Genomic DNA, 19,711 nt, shown 5'->3' with positions numbered 1-19,711 from the left:
AGATGACAGCCAGAACCCCCACCGGCCTCGGTGGCGACACCAAGCAACGTCTGATCCAGCAAGCGCTTGCGCGCCGGCGCAGCGAGGGCGGCGCAAGCGCCGAAGGTGCGACGTTGGAGCAGGCGCAGCAGGCTGCGCTGAAGGTGCCAGAAGCGTTCTACCGCTTCGACCAGCATCCGGGTTACCAGCAGTTGCGGGTGATGCAGCAGGGCGCCGTGCGCCTGGGCTTGAGCAACCCGTTCTTCCGCCTGCACGAAGGCACTGCCGGTGCCGAGACCCGCATTGGCGAGCGCGAGTACCTGAACTTCGCCAGTTACAACTACCTGGGGTATTCCGGCCACCCGGCGGTGGCCGAGGCGGCCAAGGCGGCCATCGACCGCTACGGCACCTCGGTGTCGGCCAGCCGCCCGGTCTCGGGCGACCGCCCGCTGCACCGCGAGCTCGAGCGTGAGCTGGCCAGCCTGTACGAGGTGGATGATGCCGTGGTCATGGTCAGCGGCCATGCCACCAACGTCACCACCATCGGTTACCTGTTCGGCCCGCGCGACCTGGTGGTGCATGACGAACTGATCCACAACAGCGTGCTGCAGGGCATTCAGTTGTCCGGCGCGCGCCGCCTGAGTTTCCCGCACAACGACTGGCAGGCGCTCGACCGCCTGCTGGGCGAGCAGCGCCAGCATTTCGAGCGGGTGCTGGTGGTGGTGGAGGGCATCTACAGCATGGATGGCGACTACCCGGAGCTGCCGCGCTTCGTCGAGCTAAAGCGCAAGCACAAGGTGTTCCTGATGGTCGACGAAGCCCACTCGCTGGGTGTGATGGGCGCGACCGGCAAGGGCATTCGCGAGCACTTTGGCCTGGCGGGTGATGATGTCGATATCTGGATGGGGACGCTGAGCAAGACCCTGTCCAGCTGCGGCGGGTACATCTGTGGCAGTACGGCACTGGTCGAGCACCTGAAGTTTCTGGCGCCCGGGTTTCTGTACAGCGTGGGCATGCCGCCTGCGGTCACGGCCTCGGCGCTGGCAGCGCTGAAGTTGCTGGCGGGGGACCGCGAACGGGTCGCCCAGGTGCAGGCACGTGGCGAGCTGTTCCTGCGCCTGGCGCGCGAGGCCGGGCTGGACACGGCGACCAGCACGGGGTTGGCGGTGATTCCGGTTATTACCGGCAGTTCGTTCAAGGCCGGGCGGTTGTCCGGTGCCCTGTTCGAACGCGGGATCAATGCCCAGCCGATCCTCTACCCCGCAGTGCCCGAGCAGTCGGCGCGGGTGCGGTTTTTTGTGTCGTGTGAGCATACCGAGGAACAGATCCGGCATACCGTGGCGGTGGTGGCTGAGGAGATGGTGCGGTTGGGCTGACAGGGGCCTGACATACCATTTCTAGCGCCTGTGAGATCGAGCGCCGCGCGGGCGGCGCTCGATCTCACAGGCGCTGAAGATATTGTGGCAGGCACCTGCCAGCCTCACCCACCTCACAACCAGACAGCATCCCAGTGCGGGTAATCACCTACCCTGTTCACCAACCCCGCTCTTACCGGGTTGTAAATGACATACCGCGCAACCTTCACCACATCTTCATCCCGTCGCAAGGCGCGGTCGTGATAGGCGCTCTGCCAGACTGGAGACGCCCGCGCGCCGGCTTTTCGCAATGCATGGCTGGATCGCGACTTGAAGCGGCGCATCAAGGCGCCCAGCGTCACTTCTTTCAATTCGATCAACCAATGTACATGGTCAGGCATCACGACCCATGCAAGGGTCTGGCAGTCGTTTTCCTGGTCGGCCTGGCGAAAATGCCTGATCACCAACCTGGCAGAATGGAAATCATGGAACAGAGGCCTGCGTTGGTCAGTGGTAGAAGTGAGTAAATAGAGCCTGCCGGGTTCAGAGCAGCGGCCGCGGCGGAGCAAGCAGTTTTGGGGAGAGGGCATGCGATCATCCTTGAGTAGACATGGCCATCGGAAGGCTAGCTATTTCTGTGGTGGATGAGCAGTCAATCCGTTTCAAGATTTGAGGCTGTAGATGCATGGGATTGCATCAGGGCTTGCAGGTGCCTGTCTGGGAATGGCATCAGGGCTGACAGGTGCCTGACACAAGATCTTCAGCGCCTGTGAGACCGAGCGCCGCCCGCGCGGCGCATCGCGACCAAGGTCGCTCCTACATCTGTTTCGGGCCAGTCCCTCCTGTGAAGCCAACAGGGACCGCCTTGTTGGCATGACGATGTATTTCGGTGGGCGCTGATGCCGCTCCACCTGTCTCCAGTCATGCACCAAGGCGGATCCTGTTGGCGGCACAGGAATGACTGGCCCGAAACAGATGTAGGAGCGACCTTGGTCGCGATGCGCCGCGCGGGCGGCGCTCGATCTCACAGGCGCTGAAGAGCTAAAGGCAGGCACCTCTCAGCCCTGGCACTCTCCAGAGGCATACACCCGCCAACCCCTCAGATATGCGGCGCCTCATAAGCATTCAACTGTTCCACAAACCGCCAATGGCTCTTCTTGTCGAACCCCATCCAGCGCTTCAACCGGATGTCCCAGCGCATGTGATGGTTGGCAATCCACGGCAGTGCAAACAGGTGCGCACCGCGCCACGGGATGAACGGGTTGCGCCGCAGGCTGGCATAGATCTCCACCCGGTGGCTGGCCTGGCGGCTGGCGCAGCGGGCGTGGAAGCCGGAGGTGTCGGCCACCACCAGGGTGTTGGCCGGCACGGCGAAGCGGCGGGGGGCAGGCAGGCCGAGGGCGGCCAGGTCCGGCTCGTCGATACGGAACGACCCTTCACGGTGCATCTGCTCCTGCGAGCGCGCCGCACCCAGGCTCTGCCGATACTCCCAGGCCAGGCGCTCCGGGGTCAGCCGGTGCGAGCCCGGCACATAGCTGAACGGGCCCTGGTCATCTTCCACATCATCCAGGAACAACCACGCCTTGGCCGTGGGGTGGAAGGTGTCGGCGTGCAGCCGGGTCTGCGGGTCCTGGTCGGCATTGGCAGCGTCGATCACGATCGACTGCAACTGATAGGTGATACCCCCGGTATTCGACGACGCATAGGCAATCAGGTCGCGCACGCCACGGTCGGCAACGAACGCCGCACTGGCCGGGTTGGCCGCCAGCACGTCCTGGTCAAGGCTGACCCGGCGCGTGACGGCGCGGCCCTGGCGCATCTCCCAGCCAGTGCTGCGCAGTGCCCCCAGTTCGGCGCGCAAGGCAGCGAACTGCGCGGCCGGCAAGGCGTTCTCGCGGATGAAGAAACCGTTCTGTTCGAAGTGCTCGCGCTCGGCCGGCGCCAGGCGTGCGGCCAGCGCCTGGCGGCGGTAAGCGGCCATGGCCATCGCCAGTTGCCGGCGCTGCACGTGCAGGCCCAGGGCATTGAGCCGGGCGCTGCCCAGCACCGGGTTGTTCTCGAACGATTTGGCGTGCGTGGCCAGTTGCAGGCAATGCCAGGGTAGCGCGGCGTAACGGCCGATGTCCTTGATCGATACAGGCATGGTCTAGTCCTTTGCTGGGGCCAGGGCCCGGCCGCAGCCGAGCATGGTCCGGGTGTAGTTGAGCAACGGCGCCACTCGCGGGTGGTCGGCCAGGCGCACCGGGCGGGGTGCGTTCAGGCAGGCGAGGGCGTGCCAGGCATCGCAGGGCAGGGCTTGCTGAACGTCGGCATAGCGCGCATAGCGCATCAAGGCGCCGGCTACCAACTGGTCCAGGGTCAGGCGCCGGGTACGGCGCGGCAACGGCTGATGATCCTGGGTCAGGCCCCAGCCGGCGTAGAACGGTGTGCCATAGGTCACCACTGGCAGACCGCGCAGCAGTGCTTCGAAACCGGCAGTGGAACTCAACGTGTGCAGCTCGTCGACCTGGCCATACAGGGTGGCAATGTCGACCCCGCCCAGCACCTGGTCGGCGAGGCCCGCCAGTTGCCCGGCAGTGACCTGGCCTTGGCGCTTGCCGGCTTCGACATCCGGGTGCGGCTTGTACAGCACCCAGGCGTCTGGCTGGCTCGCCCGCACCTGCTGCAGCAGGCGCAGGTTGCAACCCGCGCCGCCGCCGCTGCTCAGGGCCGAGGCGTCGTCTTCGACCTGGCCGACCACCAGCACCCGGCGTTGGCCTGGCTGGCCCAGCAGCGTGGGCAGCGGCCCCTGGCGCAGGTTGAACTTGCTGGTGCCGTTGGCGACGATGCTGGCGCGAAGCTGCGCAGCGTCGGCCAGGCAGGCGGGGCTGAATTCGCCGTGTTGCAGCAGGTGCTCCAGGTCGCTGGCGGAGCGGGCATCGTAATGGATGCCGCCACGGTCGAGCACCAGCGACAAGGCCGGGCTGTTGTTCACGCCCAGCCCGGTAGAGCGCATGAAACCATCCTCGACCCGCCATACGGGCACCCCGGCCGCGCGCGCCTGCTCGGCCAGGTGTGCCGGCTCGCGCGCGGCCCAGACCAGCAGCCGCCCTTGTTCGGCCGCCACCTTGGCCACCAGGCCCGGCGCATCCACGGCAAAGTGCAACTGCCCCCAACGGCTGGCAAAGAAGCGGCGAATGTTGTGCTGCTTGTGGCGCTTGACCCCCAGCACCGTGGTGCGCCCGGCGAACTCTGCGTCACGGGCCTTCTTGCCGGCCAGCTGGCGGGCTACGGTGAGGGCGTCGGTCAGCGCGCCGGTCAGCGGGTCGACATAGCGGCAGTAGCGCACGTAGGCCGCTGCCACCAGTTGCACCAGGTCCGGCTGTGCCTGGCGGCGGGGGATCGCCATGCGGTCGTCGGTCAGCCCCCAGCCCGCGTAGAACGGCAGCCCGAAGCAGGTCACCGGCACGCCCTGGATCAGCGCTTCGAGGCCCGCCTGGCTGGTGCCGATATACACCCGCCTGGCGCGCCTGGCCAACGATGCCCACGCCACCGGCCGCGCCTCCAGGGTCACCCCGCGGGCCTTGGCCGCTGCCAGCAGGCAGCTGGGCTTTTGCCCACCCAGGCAGTCCGGGTGGATGCGCACCCGCACATCGGCGTCGGGGTTTTCCGCCAGGGCGGTGTCGAGCATGCGCACGTAATCCGCCTCGCACAGCCCACCGCCGGGGATCGAATAGTCACCGGCGGTCTGGTCGACCACCAGCACCAGCGGCCGCTCGCGGCCCAGCGGGTCATCGGCGGGCAGGTCGGGGGCGTTGTTGTACTTGCCGATGCCGCTGCTGCGCATCAGCGCGATCAGCTCGCGGGCACAGTCCAGCTCCGCTGTGCTCAGGGCTTCGGGCTGCTGCAGGATGTTTTCCAGCAGCGAAGGCCGATCGGCCAGGTAGTGGATGCCGATCGGGTCGACCACCATCGACATCGGTGTGTCGCCTTCGATGCCCAGCGATGAGGAACGCAGGAAGCCGTCTTCCAGCGCAATGTAGGGCAGCCCCCAGCGCTGGCACAGCACCCGTGCGTGGGCAGACGACTGCTTGTAGCCGATGCCGGCGATGGCCTTGAGCCCCTTGGGCTTGCGGCTGCCACGGCGCCACAGCCAGAAGGGCGGCCCTTCAGGGCCAAGGAACTGCGGCAAGTGCAGGACCTTCCAGGCCACCCACTGCGACATGATGCCGACCCAGCCCGGCCCTTCGACCAGCGCTTGCAGGTCCACCTGCTGTGGTGTGTTCATGGCAGCCCCCGCCACATCCCGCGCACCGGCGGGAACGGCACCAGGCGCTTGCGGCGCAGGGCAAAGCCGTTGTGCAGGTACAGCCGCCGTGCCCGTGGGTTGTCCAGTGGCACTTCCAGTTCGATGCGGGCGAAACCCTGGGCAGCGGCGTGCGCGCAGCAGGCCTGTACCAGGGCTGCACCGACACCCTGGTTGCGCGCAGGCTTGTCCACGCGCAGCCCGTACAGCAGGAACGGGTAGCGCCACTCGCGCCATTCGCTCAGGCAGAAACCGGCGAAGCGTACCCCGCCAGCGACCAGGCCGAACTCACGCACGAACGGCCGCCAGCGCAAGGCGAACGGCCCGCGCCGGGCATGCTTGAATGCCGCGAAGCCCACCGCCCGCTCGCCGTCGAAGGCCAGCAGCACGCGGTCCCAGTGAATGCCCGTGGTCAACAGGCGATAGCGGCAGGCGGCATCGCCGAGCAGAAACGCCAGCGAGCCGCGGCCCTGGCTCAGCAGGTGCGCCAGGGCCGGGTCTGCGGCACGCTCCGGTGCCAGGTCCGATCCCAGGACGATGCGCAGCACGGTGTCAGGCTACCCCGGCGGCGGCTTTGCACGCCGGCTTGCTGGCGTTGGCCGCGAGGGCCTCGGCCAGCACCGCGCTGGACAACGCTTCGACGCGGATCGGGGCGGCCTGGCTGCCCGGCTGACGGCGGTTGGACCAGATCAGGTAGTCGGTATCGCCGGCCGGGGCGCCGATGGCCTGGTACACCTCGGGCAGGATCGGCACATGGTCACCAAAGAAGCACAGCAAGGCTTCGCCGGGCAGGCCCTGCAAGGTATCGCGCAACATGCCGAGCATGCGGTCGGCGTTGCCGATGTGGCGCAGGTAGGGTGCCAGGTCTTTCATGCCCGCTTGCAACGGGCGGTCGAACCAGCTGGGCAGCTCGGCGTCGGTGACGCTTTCAAGGTGCAGCGGGCCGTGGTTTTCCATGGTGATGGCATGGATGAACAGCGGTTGCTTGCGCATCGGGTCTTGCAGCAGCACGCGGATCTTTTCTGCCACGGCGCAGTCGCCGATGAACGGGCCGGCCTTCTGCGACGGCTCGAAGGCGCGCACGTCGATGAACTCATCGAAGCCCAGCGCCGGCAGCACCTTGTCGCGGCCATAGAAGCTGCCGTCGTAGGGGTGGATGCAGACGGTGCGGTAGCCCAAGGCCTTCATGTGCGCGGCGATGCTTGGCAAGCCCTGGCGGGCCAGCACGCGGTACGGGTTGAAGCGGTGCACACCGAGGCGTTCGGCCGGGATGCCGGTGAGGTAGGCGAACTCGGTACGCACCGTGTTGGCGCCCCAGGCGGCGACCTGCAGTTTGCCGTGGGCCAGGGATTCGCTGGCCAGGCGGTCGAACTGCCTGAGTACATCAGGGCGCACGCCGGGCCACAGGCTGCGCACGTCGAAGAACGATTCGCTCTGGATAGAGACCAGGTCGGGGAGGTGGGTTGGCTGTGCTGGCCTCATCGCGGGCAAGCCCGCTCCTACAGGTTTCGCGCTCGCTATAGGAGCGGGCTTGCCCGCGATGGGGCCAGCACAGCCGCCATCACCCGCCCAAGCGAACGGAGACCCCAGCCCATCCCGGTCCACCTTGACCCTTGCCGCCCAGAAGTAGCGCCACAAACTGCCCGCCAGTCCCCAGCCCAGCACATCCCGTTCGGCATCGAAACTCGGCCGCACCTGCCGGTGCCCCAAGCGCAGCAGGCCCAGGCCAAGCACCAACGGCAGCACTGCCTCGCCACGCGCCTTGGGCACTTCGAAACTCAACCCTGCCCACAGGTAAACGAGGAAGCCGGCCGCCAGCACCGCCGCCTTGCCAAACCCGAAGAACGGCAAGTACAGGCGCGGAAACTTCACCGCATCGCTGAAGTACTCGAAGTCCGCGCACACGAACGGCTCGCGCAGCGAGTGATACTTGGCATTGCTCACCAGCACGATCAGCAGCCACAGCAACAACAGGTTCACGCCACTGAACAGCGCCCGCGCGGTCAGCCCGTAGAGCACGGCAAAACCCACGCACCACAAGCCTGCGTGCAGCAGCCAGCAATCCAGCGGGCGGTTCAGGGCGGGGCGGGGCACCAGCAGGCGTTCGACCAGGACGGTCAGGCCCAGCCCGACCACGGCAACCGGCAACAAGGAAACATCAATCACTGTACTTCAGCCCACGCAGGATCATCGAAGAAAGCCACTGCGGGATCAGCCCCAGCAGCCAGGTGCCCAGGTTGAGCGGGAAGGGGAAGCTGATGCGCGCCTGGTTTTTCGCCAGGCCACGCTTGATGCGCTTGGCGGCTTTTTCAGCCGTCCACAGAAACGGCTTGGGCCCGGGCATTTCGAAGCACATCTTCGACTCCACATAACCCGGCACGATCACATTGACCTTGACCCCCTCCGGCGCCAGCCAGTCACGGATCGCCTCGCCATACACGCGGATCGCCGCCTTGCTGGCGCTGTAGGTCGGGGTCACCGGCAGCCCGCGCCAGCCGGCCAGCGAGCTGAACAGCCCGATCTGCCCGTGGCCACGGCTGCGCATGGCCGGCAGCGCCGCTTCGACGGTGGCCAGCGCAGCCATCACGTTGACCTCCAGCAGGGCGCGGCTGTCGTGCCAGGATTCGGCCTCGCCATTGGCGCCCACGGCCGTGTTCAGGCCGGCGCCGACCAGCACCAGGTCGGGCTGATGGGCGTCGCTGACCCGGCGCACCATCGCCCGCAAGGCGTCGAGGTCACGCACGTCGATGGCTTCGAGCAGCACGTCGGCACCCAGGGCGCGGCATTGTGCGGCCATTTCCTCCAGCCGGTCCTGGCGCCGGCCTTGCAGGATCAGGGTCACGCCCGGCGCGGCATAGGCCGGCGCCAGGGCGCCACCAATGCCACCCGTGGCGCCGGTGATGAAGATGCAGCGGGGCGAAGCGGTGCGGTTCATAGGTACTGTTCGATTCTTGAAGTTTTTGCCATCAGCACTTCCAGGCAGTTGGCCACCGCCATGTCCATGCCACAGCCGGTGTAGAACCCGCCGTTGACCTGAGTGGTGTGGATGACCGTATTGCGAAAGCGTTGGAACAAGGTGTTGTCGGGCACCTCCGGCTGCTGCCAGAAGGTGTCCAGCCCACCTTGGTGGGTAAGGCCCGGCATGGCGTAGATCGGCTCGGCCAGCACGCAGGTGGGCCGATGGTGCAGCAGCGCCGAAGCCCCGGCGGTGCTGTTGACGGTGATCATGCCGGCGATGTGCGAAAGCAGCGTGGGCATGTGCCCGCTTTCCATGAAGTGCACGCGGTCTTCCACGCCGTACTGCGCAGCAAGCCTGGCGACCACCTTGCGGTAGTTGACGAGCCCCGGCGTCAGCGGGTGGTTCTTGATCAGCAGGCGCGCATCGAACGGTGCGTTGAGCGAAAACGAGTCGATGACATGCTCGATCACCTGCTCCATGTTCTGGAACGGCGAGTGGTCGCGAATTTGCGCATCGCTGTCCAGCTGCAGCGGCAGCAGGAAGGTCGGGTGCCGCTCGCGGGCCACTTCCGCCACCAGCGCATCGTCATGCACGCGGGCGCGCATCAGGCGTAGCCCCTGGCGGATGAACCCGGCATATTCGGTTGCCGCGCTGAACGGCGCATGGGTGCGGTAGCGCGGGTAGAGCAGGGCGTTGAGCGCTCCCCCGGCGTGGTACAGCACATCGTGGGTGGCACGTGCGGCAAACGACAGCTTGAAGGCGTTGCCGTTGTGGTAGCGCGGGATGTGCTTGCCCACCTCGCGGTACCACTGCGGGTCGCGTGGCAGGCGCGAATGGTTGTTCACCCCGTCGCGTTCCAAGGTCACCCAGTAGGGCCGGAAGTAACCCTCTTCGAACACATGCACGCGCACGCCATACAGCCGCGCCAGCTTCACCGCCGGGCGATGCACCGGGCGGCAGTCGCCGAACAGCACCAGGTCGGTGATGTCGAGCTGGCGCAGCACCTGGGCATACCAGGCTTCGCTGTCCTCGGCCTTGTGCGGGCAGTTCAGGTAGCCGCCATTGGCGCCATACAGCGCATCGCCGACGTTGTAGCGCACGCTGTGCACGCGCTGGCCAATACCGCGCAAGGCCGTGGCCAGCCGGTTGAAGAACGGCGAGCTGACCCCTTGCAGGAACAGGAAGTTATGGGTGGGAATACGCAGCAGCGGACCACGTGTCGCCCGTGCATTCAGTTGTTGGGGCGCTTGATCCCCAACAAACCGCTCAAGCGTCGTTTCAAGTCCTGCCATCGGGAAGTAGCTCCTTGCTGCTGCGGTAACGCATGCCAATGCTGTAGTTCGTAAAGCGTCTGTTCTGCGGTGGTGAAGCGGTTGGTGATGCGGCTTACGTAAGTGGGGTAGAGCAGCAGCGTGCCCGCCACCAGTTCGTCCAGGCTCAGGCGCCGGCTGCGCCGTGCCTGCACCTGGGGTTGCAGGTCCCTGTCGCGGGTCAGCCCCCAGCCGGCGTAGAACGGCTGGCCATAGGTGGTTACCGGCACCCCGCGCAGTAGTGCTTCGAAGCCCGACTGCGAGGTCAGCACGTGCACCTCGTCCACCACCTCCAGCAGCTGCTGCAGCGGTGTGTTGCCGATCACCTCGTCGCACCAATGCACGGTTTGTGCCTCATCGTCGCCACGGGCGCGGGTACCGGCCAACACTTCCGGGTGCGGCTTGTACAGCACCCAGGCCTGCGGGTTGTGTTCGCGCACGGCGCGCAGCAGTTGCAGGTTGCTGCGGATCTGGTTGCCGCCGAAGCGGATCGAGGCGTCGCCCTCGACCTGGCCGGTGACCAGGATCACCTGGCGCGCCTCGGCAGGCCGCTGCCAGCTGGCGCCGGGCAGGTTGTACTTGGTCAGCCCGGCACTGCAGATGGCCAGGCGCAGGGCCTGGGCACGGGTCAGCAGTTCAGGGGTGAAGGTTTCGCTGGCGAGAATGCGCTCCAGCCGCGAAGGGCGGGTGGCGTCGTAGTAGATGCCCAGGTCATCGACCACCCACGACAGCGGCCGCGCCTTGCCGGCGCCCAGGCCTACCGAGCGCAGGAAGCCGTCTTCCACGCGGTTGACCGCGTGCGGGTGGTCGAGCAGGTGGTCGTCGTGCTTGCAGCCCCACGACACCACCGGCATATCACCGGTCAGGGGTTGTTCGGGCTTGACGAAGCGAATGGCTGCGCCATTGAAAAACAGATCTGCCAGTGGCTCTTTCCAGCGGCTGAAACCGAGCATCTGCACGTTGCCGGGCAGCACGCTGCGGTGCCGGCGCTGCAGGCCCAGCCAATTGATCAGCACTTCCGGCGTGCACGGCGTACCGCGCTCGGGGCACACATAACGCGGGTAGGCCACCAGGCTGGCGTGCACCAGCTGCGCCAGCGAGACCGGCATGCGCCGCGGCGGTGCCGGCAGGCGGTCGTCGGTCAGGCCCCAGCCGGCATAGAACGGCATGCCCCAGGTGTGCACCGGCACGCCCCACAGCAGGGCATCGAAGCCCAGTTGCGAGGTCATCACATACACCGCGCGCATGCGCGGCAGCAGCTCGGCCGGGTGGACGTTGCGCGCCAGCACCTGCACCCGAGGGTTGCCCGCCAGCGCGGCCAGATCGTAGTGGCCGGCCTTGCGCCCGGCGACCACGTCGGGGTGCACCTTGAGCAGAATGGTGCTGTGGGGGTAGCGCGCCAGGGCTGCTCCGAGCATGGCCTGGAAGTCCGCCGCCCCGGCGCCTTGCAACGAAGCGTCGGCGCAGGTCTGGTCGGCCACCAGCACGCAGTCCGCCGGCAAGGGCGGCTGTTCGATACGGGCGTCGTTGTACTTGGACACCCGCTGCTGCTGCCACAGGCTGCGCAGCGCCTCGGCGCGCTCGGCCTGTTCGGAAGTCAGGGGCGTGGCGATCAGTTGCTCGAGCCGTGACGGCTGGCTGGCGTCGTAATACACCCCGACGTCGTCGACGATCAGCGACAGCGGTGGCTCATCGGCCCCCAGCCCCACCGAACGGATGAAGCCGTCTTCCAGCGTCAGTACCGGCTTGCCGGCCTTGCTAGCCTCGGCCATGGCCTTGAGCGCACTGGGCTTGCGCCCCCAGGCCATCACTCGGTCGGCGCCCGGCACGTCGCGCACGGCACCGTTGTGCAGCGCGTAGTCGGGCAACAAGGCAGGCAAGGTACTGATGCGCTGGGCACCTTTGGACAGGATCAGCAAGCGCGGGCGGTGTGACGCGTCATCCATAAACGAGAAGCGGGCTTCCATACCAGAACAAGGTGTCAGGAGGTCGGTCCCTTATGGGATCCAGAATTCGTAGGCGGCGAATCTTAATACAATTCCGCATAAGGAAAATTGCTTTTAGAGAAATTTCCTACAAAGAAATCAGAGGTTTTTCAGCAATGTCGGGGGGATTAGAGGCGATTTGATATCAAATCGCCGGCAATGACCGTCTGTCGGTCAATTTTTGTGACGGACTTTCGACTTTGGGGCCTGCAGGCAATCGGCAGCGAACTTTGAGCGCAGCGCTATCCTCGTAATCAGGTTCGTCAATTGATTGATGTCATGGAGACCTACCGCATGCACAAAGCCAAAATGCTGCACCGGACCTGCATCCTGGCCATGATGGCTACCCCTCTCGCGGCAACTGCCGCTCCCAGCACTGAACCCCGCTTCGTCGTTGGCCTGATCGGCGCCTACGACGAATTCAATTTCCACGGTGGCAGGCAATCCCAGAGCGAGCACGTCTGGGAAGGTGGCCTGTTCGCCAGCTACGGCAACAAGATGACGGCCGAGTCCGGCCTGGTGTACCAGCTTGGCGCGGAGGGCAAGTACGCCGAACAGGACGACTACAAGTTCAAGGATGCCCGGGCCGCCCTGGACGTGGGCTGGCGCATGGCGTTGGATGCACGCAATTTTGCCGATGTGATCGTGGGGGTCGGTTACACCTGGCAGCGTTTCGAGCTGGTGTCGCACAGGCTCGACACCGACCTGACCTACAAGGCGCCGTTTGCCAAGCTGGCGCTGGGTTACAACCACCAGTTCGATTGGTCTACGGTACGAGTGGAGGCGGGGGTGCGGCGCATGTTCGATGGCCGGGTCAATCTGGATGTCGAAGGCTTTGACGATAATTCGGGCGACATGAAGGATCGCACCAATCCCTTTGCGGAAATCACCTTGTTGATGAACCAGCAGGGTGACTTCCCGATTCAGGCGGGGGTTTATTACATTCGGTCCAATTATGAGATCGAGGACCAGTCGCTGGTGAGGGACAACACCGAGCTGAAGCGGGATGAGTATGGGGTGAAGCTGGGGATGGCGTTCTGAGGTTGGGTTGGGTTGGGGATTGCGCCAGGGCATCAAGGGACCCGCCATGGCATTTTCAGCGCCTGTGAGATCGAGCGCCGCCCGCGCGGCGCATCGCGACCAAGGTCGCTCCTACATCTGTTTCGGGCCAGTCCCTCCTGTGAAGCCAACAGGGACCGCCTTGGTGCATGGCTGGAGACGGGTGGAGCGGCATCGGCGCGCGGATCCTGTTGGCGGCATAGGAATGACTGGCCCGAAACAGATGTAGGAGCGACCTTGGTCGCGATGCGCCGCGCGGGCGGCGCTCGATCTCAAGAGCGCTGAAGATGTAATGGCAGGCACCTGTCAGCCCGGACACTGTCATGCCCCAACCACCACCGCTGCAACAACTTTTCGTTGTACATCAGCCGCCTATGCCGCAGCATACCCCCTTCACAGCTACAGATGGACACACGGCTGCTGCCTGATCGGATGCCATGACTGCCCCTTCTCGCCCGCCCGCAGTGAGCAAGACGCTCTACCGCTGGCAACGGGCCCCTCTCGCCGAGCACCTGCACGCACTGATGCCCCAATGGGCCGGTCAGGCGCTGGATATCAGCAGCCAGGACCTGGCCTCGAACGCGTCTTTCGTCAATTACGTGCGCCACCATCGCTTCACCGACCCGTGCACTGGCCAGCCGGTTGAGGTAGTGGAAAAATCGATCCGCAAGGTGGCCTTGCTCGGCAGCCAGGAAGCGCGTTTTCACCGCGAAGCAGGCATGCTGGCCGGGAGCACGCAGTTCCGTTATCCCGCCTGCCTGGGCGTGATCGAAACCCCCTGGGAAAGCCTGATCTTCAGCGAATTCGTGCGCGGCAAGCCGCCACGCATGCAGGCCATCGCCCGGCAGCTGGCGCTGGGCATCGCCGAGCTGGAACAGCTCAGCCATGCCCACCTGCAGGCCCAGCCGTTGGCCAAGGCGCCGCTGTTGTGGAGCATGGACTTCTTCCGCCCGTGGTTCCTGCTGCGTCCACGCTTCAATTTCGCCCGCTGCATGCCGGGCCTGGCACAACTGGGCCGCGAGGATGCACGTTTTGCTAGCCTGGCGCAGCGCTTCGAAGCGTTCATCCCGCTCACCCGCCAGTTGGCCCGCGAAGCACGCCGCAGCCCGCGCTGCTTCAGCCACATGGATTACCTGCGCAAGAACCTGTTCGTCGACAAGGGCCAGTTGCACCTGATCGACTGGAGCGAGGTGAAGGTCGGCAGAGTCGGTTTCGATGGCGGCGCCTACTTGGGCAGCCTGTTCCGGCGCAAGGACATGGCGATGTACCTGGCCGCGCAAGATGATTTCATCAACGCCTACCGCGAAGCATTGCCACCACACTTCGCCACAGAACAGGCGCTGCGCAACATGCGCTATGTGTTCTTGCTGACCGCCTTGTTCCACTGCCTGCGCCCGGAGACGCTGGACGAGTACCGCGAACGCGAGCGCATGCCCTTGTTGCGCGAGAAATACGATTATCTGCTGGGTCTGGTTGCAACCGATGCCACCAGCCTCTGAAAGGACATGCTGCATTCTGTTGCCTCGACCCGATCTCCAGCCCTGCACCTTGTAGCCCTCATGCAATCCCCAGGCATGCCCCAAAGCGAGCAGTGGTGACCACACAGGAATGACTGGCCCGAAACAAACTGTAGGAGCGGGCTTGCCCGGGATGCGCCGCGCGGGCGGCGCTCGATCTCACAGGCGCTGAAGCTGTTGTGGCAGGCCCATGGCAGCCTTCACCCAATCTCCAGGCAGGCCCCCTGTGGCCCTGATGCAGTTCAACTCGACCCTTACTGCCCCGGCGCCGTTCGCTCCATGGCCGCCCCAAGCGCTTCCGACTGCCCCCAGGCAATCTGTATCGCCCGCAACCCATGCAGCAGAAGCTGGCGCGTCTCTTCATCCTCGATCCGCTCGAGGGCTTGGCGACTATCGCTATAGGCAAACATCAGGTAGTTGGAAATATTCAGCAGCACATATTCCTTGGGAACAAGGTTGTCGCTGATGGCTCTGGAAAAGGTCCGATCGAGTGGCAGATCGAGAGAGTGGGGTGGATCGGGTACGATTTTTTTCATGATTTATCCTGAACGCTTATGGCACACCACCTTTCCGTTCCACAGGAAGGGTGGCGGCGGTACGCAGGGTGGAAACCCGAGTGCATTCAGGAAAACTCGGTAGGCACGTGGCCTCCCGCGTACAGCCGCCATTAACGACAGAATCCAAAAATGCTTATACGGGTTTCCACACCCGGCCGCTGAGAATCAGCGACCCGGAAAGCCTAAGGTGCAAACTTCCCAGCCACAATCAGACGCCTGCCGACAGAGTGCGTAGGATATTTTCCCAGCTCCATGATCTCCAGCCCCAACTTGTAGGAAGCGTCTGAATCCGAAGTAGGACCATGCCATTCAGAACCCCCCAGTCACTTTCCCGCCAAACCCCGCCGCAACGCTTTGCTTCACATGACAAAAACCTTACCATTCGCCGCTTCGCATTAACTGCAGTCTTCAGGGACGAAAATGAACCACCTCGACATCGCCAAAGAAGCCCTCATCGCCCAGGCCCAAGCCGTCACCCAACTGGCCGACCGCCTCGATGGCGAATTCCAGAGCGCTGTAGAACTGATTCTCGGCTGCAAGGGCCGCACCGTGGTGTGCGGCATGGGCAAATCCGGCCTGATCGGCCAAAAGATGGTCGCCACCTTCGCCTCCACCGGCACCCCAAGCTTCTTCCTGCACCCCGCCGAAGCCTTCCACGGCGACCTGGGCATGCTCAAGCCGATCGACGTGCTGATCCTCATCAGCTACAGCGGCGAAACCGAAGAGCTGATCAAGCTGATCCCAAGCCTGAAGTCGTTCGGCAACAAGATCATCGCCATGACCGGCAACGGCAAGTCGACCCTGGCCAAGCACGCCGACATCTGGCTGGACATTTCGGTCGAGCGCGAGGTCTGCCCGAACAACCTGGCCCCAACCACGTCGACCCTGGCCACCATGGCCATGGGCGACGCCCTGGCCGTGGCCCTGATCGAAGCCATCCAGTTCAAGCCGATGGACTTCGCCCGCTACCACCCCGGCGGCAGCCTGGGCCGCAAGCTGCTGACCCGTGTGCGTGACGTGATGCACTCGCCGGCACCGGTTGTTTCCTTGGATACTCATTTCCACGACTGCCTGCTGATCATGACCCGCAGCCGCCTTGGCCTGACCGTGGTGATGGACAACGACAAGCTGGTCGGCATCGTCACCGACGGCGACGTGCGCCGGGCGCTGCTGGAGGATGAAGGCATCGTGCATGAGACCGTTGCCAAGTTCATGACGGCCAACCCGCATACCATTCAGGAAGATGCACAGCTGTCCGAGGCTGAGACGTACATGCTGGATAACAAGATCCGGGCGTTGGCGGTGACGGATGCAGAGGGAGCTGTAGTGGGTGTGGTCGAAATCTTCGACTGACACTCAGGCCAGCAGTGTCAACACGCTGCTGGTTGTCCCAGCTGTTGCAGGCGGCTGTTTATGCTCACAGGGCGCGAGCGGCCTTGACCAGTTCGTAAGGCAGTACGTTTTCTGGGCAGGCCTCGTACAGTGGCGGTAGCAATCGAGCGTCATTTGTAAGGATGGTGTATTCGCCGGCCAGCTTTACCAATGACGTGTCGGTGATGCCATAGCGGAGGAAGAGGGCGGGTGCACTGTCCTCTTCGATGTCGGAATTTATCTTTTCAAAAATCCTGAAAAACGCTCTGGCGACTTCGAGTGCGCGCTCATACACATAGCCAGTGAGGTCGATAAGGTTTGAGATTTCAGTTGCGATGTACGGCGTGATGTAGACCGCTCGATACTGCTGCATGACATTAAGAACATTTTGATAGTCACTTTCTTTAAAGGCTTTGAGGCGGTTCGAGCTTTTTATATGCCTTCCATTTTCGATGGAGCCAACGATAAGCAGAAGTAACAAGTTGGTGTCTATTATCAATTTCGATTTTTTCAAACTCAGGCCTCTTTCTGGCTTTTGAAGCCTTTGAACTCACCTGTTTCGCTGTCAATGAGAAAGACCTTGTACTCTCTGCGTTTGCTCAGCAAGTTGGCGAGTGTCTTGAAGGTATTGGGCGTGCCGTCTGGCAGCGCGTCAGCATCGGGGCTGAGCCTGTCGTAGCTGAATGTCACCTCGTAGAGCTTTCCATCCGAGGAAATGAGCGCGCCTTCCACCTCGAGGTTGGTCGCGGTTTTCACGAGTTTTTTGACATTGGCCTCGGCGACACTTATGGCTTTGTCGAAGTCGATCATGGAATCTCCAGTAGATTTTGCTTAGGCACCCGGTTGCCCTATGCCGGCTGCCGCAGTTTGTCATTCATGAGTGTAGGATTTCCACCCCAGCATGAAGTAGGAAATTTGCTCTGAGAGATGGCAAAGGCTGTAAGCCTGAGGGGCATGTTTCGTAGGGCTGTGGGAAGTTACGTATTTTCGTAAGTCAGACAGGTGCTGTTCGAGCGGCCTCAATTTCCCCGCAGCTGAATGGCTCGTCAGGAAAGGCATGCGGCCAGGAGCAGGCGATGCCCCTGGCCGGTTCGGGTACTGATTATGCTGTTGCGAATCGGCTAGCGATCACTGAGCCATCTTCGCCATCACTTTCGCATAACCCGCAGCACTGCCCAGTACTGCCCCTTTGCCTTGCGCAAACAGAATGGCATCAGCCACCTCACGGAACGCACCGGTACCCCCCGCCGCATTCAGCGTCTGAGTAGCCGCCGCTTTGACGTAAATCGGCGCATCAGCCACCGCAAACGCCATCCCGCAAGCCGCGAAGGCCGGCAGGTCGATGCAATCGTCCCCGATGCAGGCGGTTTGCTCTGCAGTCACCCCAGCCTCAGCCATCAGCTGGTTACAGGCCGCGAGCTTGTCCTTCACGCCGAACTGGCACAGCGTCACTCCCAGGTCTGCCACCCGCTTGCGCAGTGTCGCCGAATCACGCCCGGACAGCACCGCTACCCGAACACCATTCTCTTCCAGCAAACGCATGCCCATGCCGTCGCGCACATGGAAGCGCTTGAGGCATTCGCCGGTCGCGTCGTAGTAGATGCCGCCATCGGTCAGCACGCCATCCACATCGGTGATCACCAGTCGGATATCCGCAAGCGTTGGCTTGGGCATCGGCGCTTGGCCCGTCATCAGGGCGCGTACCTGTTCAAGGCACTCTGGTGTATCCACACCGGGGCCGGTCGGTTCGACGACATAGGCCCGAATGCAGTAACCGACAGCCATCAAGCGCAGCTGCTCAAGTTTCTCGGCGTGTTCCATCATTGGCTGCGGCAGGCTGGAGTACTCAGCCAGCACTGCACGGCGATAGGCATAGACGCCAACGTGCTTGAGGTAGGTCGCCGCTTCACTGTCACGCGGGTAGGGGATAGGCGAGCGGCTGAAGTACAGTGCATTGCCATTGCCCGCCAGCACCACTTTGACGGTGTTCGGGTTGGTCGCTTCGTGCGCGTCGATGGGGTGGCACAGGGTGCCTACACTTACGCTGGCATCGGCCAGCATGCCGGCAGCCAAGGCTTCGATATCGCTTGGGCGCACCAGCGGCTCGTCGCCTTGCAGGTTGATGTAGATGTCCGCTTCAACCTGGGCCATCACTTCAGCCAGGCGGTCGGTGCCGGAAGGGTGGTCCGGCGAAGTCATCACGCACTTGCCACCAAAACCACGCACGGCCTCGGCAACGCGTTCGTCGTCAGTGGCGATGACCACGACTTGTGCATTGGCAACCTGCAGGGCGCGTTCGTAAACGTGCTGCACCATCGGTTTGCCAGCGATATCGGCCAGCGGCTTGCCCGGCAGGCGGGTGGAGCCGTAGCGGGCCGGAATGACGATCGCGACCCGTTGTTCAGAAGTTGCCATGCTTGTAGTCCTTGTTGCCGAGGGCTTACGAAATCACCAGCGGCTGGAAGCCTTTGATCAGGTCATCCAGTGCCTGGATCTGCGCCAGGAACGGCTCCAGCTTGTCCAGCGGCAGGGCGCTCGGGCCGTCGCACTTGGCCTGGTTCGGGTTCGGGTGAGCTTCCAGGAACAGGCCAGCCAGGCCAGTTGCCATGCCGGCACGGGCGAGGTCGACCACCTGCTCGCGGCGGCCACCGGAGGCCGCGCCGGACGGGTCGCGATTCTGCAGGGCATGGGTCACGTCGAAGATGATCGGCAAGTCGTCACAGGTGCGCTTCATCACGCCGAAGCCGAGCATGTCGACCACCAGGTTGTCGTAGCCCATGCAGGTGCCGCGGTCGCACAGGATCAGCTGGTCGTTACCGGCTTCCTTGAACTTGTGCACGATGTTCTGCATCTGCGACGGGCTGAGGAACTGCGGCTTCTTGATGTTCACCGGCTTGCCGGTCTTGGCCAGGGCCACCACCAGGTCGGTCTGGCGGGCGAGGAAGGCGGGCAGCTGCAGCACGTCGACCACTTCGGCGACCGGTGCGCACTGGTAGATTTCGTGCACGTCGGTGATGATCGGCACGCCGAACTCGGCTTTGACCTTCTCGAAGATGCGCAGGCCTTCTTCCATGCCTGGGCCACGGTAGGAGTGGATCGAGGAACGGTTGGCCTTGTCGAAGCTGGCCTTGAACACGTAAGGGATGCCCAGTTTCTCGGTAACCCGGACGTACTCGGCGCAAGCGGTCAGGGCCAGGTCCTCGGATTCGAGCACGTTGATGCCGCCGAAGAGGACGAACGGGGCGCTGTTGGAGCACTCAATAGTTGGGGTTATTTTCAATGTTCTTACTCGGGAAATTCTAGGGGCATGCCTAGCTGGCTAAGCAGGGAAGTT

Annotated in this window: 17 protein-coding genes; 4 read left to right on the top strand and 13 right to left on the bottom strand. The window is 63.9% G+C overall.

The genetic code is table 11. From position 1 onward, the window contains the following. Positions 1–2: 2 nt before the first annotated feature. Positions 3–1,355, top strand: a complete 1,353-nt coding sequence (locus ACIPW4_RS15280; protein ID WP_400659094.1) for an aminotransferase class I/II-fold pyridoxal phosphate-dependent enzyme — start codon at positions 3–5, stop codon at positions 1,353–1,355. Positions 1,356–1,468: 113 nt separating this feature from the next. On the opposite strand, the gene ACIPW4_RS15275 is transcribed toward ACIPW4_RS15280, so the two are convergent. The 8 genes from ACIPW4_RS15275 to ACIPW4_RS15240 form a co-directional block, all read right to left on the bottom strand. After that, a complete protein-coding gene (locus ACIPW4_RS15275) occupies positions 1,469–1,924 on the bottom strand; it encodes an REP-associated tyrosine transposase (protein WP_400659092.1) in 456 nt (151 codons plus the stop codon). Between the two features lie 509 nt (positions 1,925–2,433). Then, the gene (locus tag ACIPW4_RS15270; protein WP_400659090.1) at positions 2,434–3,477 is read right to left on the bottom strand and encodes a phytanoyl-CoA dioxygenase family protein; all 1,044 of its coding nucleotides are present in this window, start codon (positions 3,475–3,477) and stop codon (positions 2,434–2,436) included. Positions 3,478–3,480: 3 nt separating this feature from the next. Beyond that, positions 3,481–5,601: a capsular polysaccharide biosynthesis protein gene (locus tag ACIPW4_RS15265; RefSeq protein ID WP_400659089.1), complete on the bottom strand. Its 2,121-nt coding sequence runs from the start codon at positions 5,599–5,601 to the stop codon at positions 3,481–3,483. After that, positions 5,598–6,167: a GNAT family N-acetyltransferase gene (locus tag ACIPW4_RS15260; RefSeq protein WP_400659087.1), complete on the bottom strand. Its 570-nt coding sequence runs from the start codon at positions 6,165–6,167 to the stop codon at positions 5,598–5,600. Before ACIPW4_RS15260 ends, ACIPW4_RS15265 begins: the two co-directional genes overlap by 4 nt. Positions 6,168–6,171: 4 nt before the next feature. Continuing rightward, positions 6,172–7,770 carry a sulfatase-like hydrolase/transferase gene (locus tag ACIPW4_RS15255; protein WP_400659160.1) on the bottom strand — a complete coding sequence of 533 codons (1,599 nt, stop codon included), beginning with the start codon at positions 7,768–7,770 and terminating at the stop codon, positions 6,172–6,174. A 7-nt stretch (positions 7,771–7,777) separates the two neighbouring features. After that, positions 7,778–8,554: an SDR family NAD(P)-dependent oxidoreductase gene (locus ACIPW4_RS15250; RefSeq protein ID WP_400659085.1), complete on the bottom strand. Its 777-nt coding sequence runs from the start codon at positions 8,552–8,554 to the stop codon at positions 7,778–7,780. Continuing rightward, the gene (locus ACIPW4_RS15245) at positions 8,551–9,870 is read right to left on the bottom strand and encodes a capsule biosynthesis protein (protein ID WP_400659084.1); all 1,320 of its coding nucleotides are present in this window, start codon (positions 9,868–9,870) and stop codon (positions 8,551–8,553) included. Before ACIPW4_RS15245 ends, ACIPW4_RS15250 begins: the two co-directional genes overlap by 4 nt. Then, on the bottom strand, positions 9,810–11,834 hold the full coding sequence (locus ACIPW4_RS15240) for a capsular polysaccharide biosynthesis protein (RefSeq protein WP_400659082.1): 2,025 nt from the start codon (positions 11,832–11,834) through the stop codon (positions 9,810–9,812). The genes ACIPW4_RS15245 and ACIPW4_RS15240 overlap by 61 nt, the downstream gene beginning before the upstream one ends. A 333-nt stretch (positions 11,835–12,167) precedes the next feature. On the opposite strand from ACIPW4_RS15240, the gene ACIPW4_RS15235 reads away from it, so the two are divergent. Next, positions 12,168–12,914: a hypothetical protein gene (locus ACIPW4_RS15235; RefSeq protein WP_400659081.1), complete on the top strand. Its 747-nt coding sequence runs from the start codon at positions 12,168–12,170 to the stop codon at positions 12,912–12,914. Positions 12,915–13,369: 455 nt separating this feature from the next. Then, on the top strand, positions 13,370–14,431 hold the full coding sequence (locus ACIPW4_RS15230) for a phosphotransferase (protein ID WP_400659079.1): 1,062 nt from the start codon (positions 13,370–13,372) through the stop codon (positions 14,429–14,431). A gap of 272 nt (positions 14,432–14,703) precedes the next feature. On the opposite strand, the gene ACIPW4_RS15225 is transcribed toward ACIPW4_RS15230, so the two are convergent. Next, complete coding sequence (locus ACIPW4_RS15225) at positions 14,704–14,985, bottom strand: hypothetical protein (protein WP_400659077.1); 282 nt, start codon at positions 14,983–14,985, stop codon at positions 14,704–14,706. Positions 14,986–15,426: 441 nt separating this feature from the next. On the opposite strand from ACIPW4_RS15225, the gene ACIPW4_RS15220 reads away from it, so the two are divergent. Further along, a complete protein-coding gene (locus ACIPW4_RS15220) occupies positions 15,427–16,359 on the top strand; it encodes an SIS domain-containing protein (RefSeq protein WP_400659075.1) in 933 nt (310 codons plus the stop codon). A gap of 64 nt (positions 16,360–16,423) precedes the next feature. Here the strand turns inward: ACIPW4_RS15220 and ACIPW4_RS15215 are convergent, their stop codons facing one another. From ACIPW4_RS15215 to kdsA, 4 genes are all read right to left on the bottom strand, one after another. After that, entirely contained in the window at positions 16,424–16,891 is a 468-nt protein-coding gene (locus tag ACIPW4_RS15215; protein ID WP_400659073.1) for a hypothetical protein, read from the bottom strand. Positions 16,892–16,893: 2 nt separating this feature from the next. Further along, positions 16,894–17,187 (bottom strand): hypothetical protein, encoded by a 294-nt coding sequence (locus ACIPW4_RS15210; RefSeq protein ID WP_400659071.1) that lies wholly within the window; start codon positions 17,185–17,187, stop codon positions 16,894–16,896. A gap of 318 nt (positions 17,188–17,505) precedes the next feature. Beyond that, positions 17,506–18,792 (bottom strand): 3-deoxy-manno-octulosonate cytidylyltransferase, encoded by a 1,287-nt coding sequence (gene kdsB, locus ACIPW4_RS15205; protein WP_400659069.1) that lies wholly within the window; start codon positions 18,790–18,792, stop codon positions 17,506–17,508. A 25-nt stretch (positions 18,793–18,817) separates the two neighbouring features. Further along, positions 18,818–19,657, bottom strand: coding sequence for a 3-deoxy-8-phosphooctulonate synthase (gene kdsA, locus ACIPW4_RS15200; protein ID WP_400659067.1), 840 nt, complete (start codon positions 19,655–19,657; stop codon positions 18,818–18,820). Between the last annotated feature and the right edge of the window lie 54 nt (positions 19,658–19,711).

It is taken from the genome of Pseudomonas sp. NPDC089996 (assembly GCF_044748405.1).
Classification (GTDB): domain Bacteria; phylum Pseudomonadota; class Gammaproteobacteria; order Pseudomonadales; family Pseudomonadaceae; genus Aquipseudomonas.
Note: the sequence above shows the minus strand (reverse complement) of the source record. Positions and strands in the feature narration are given on the sequence as shown.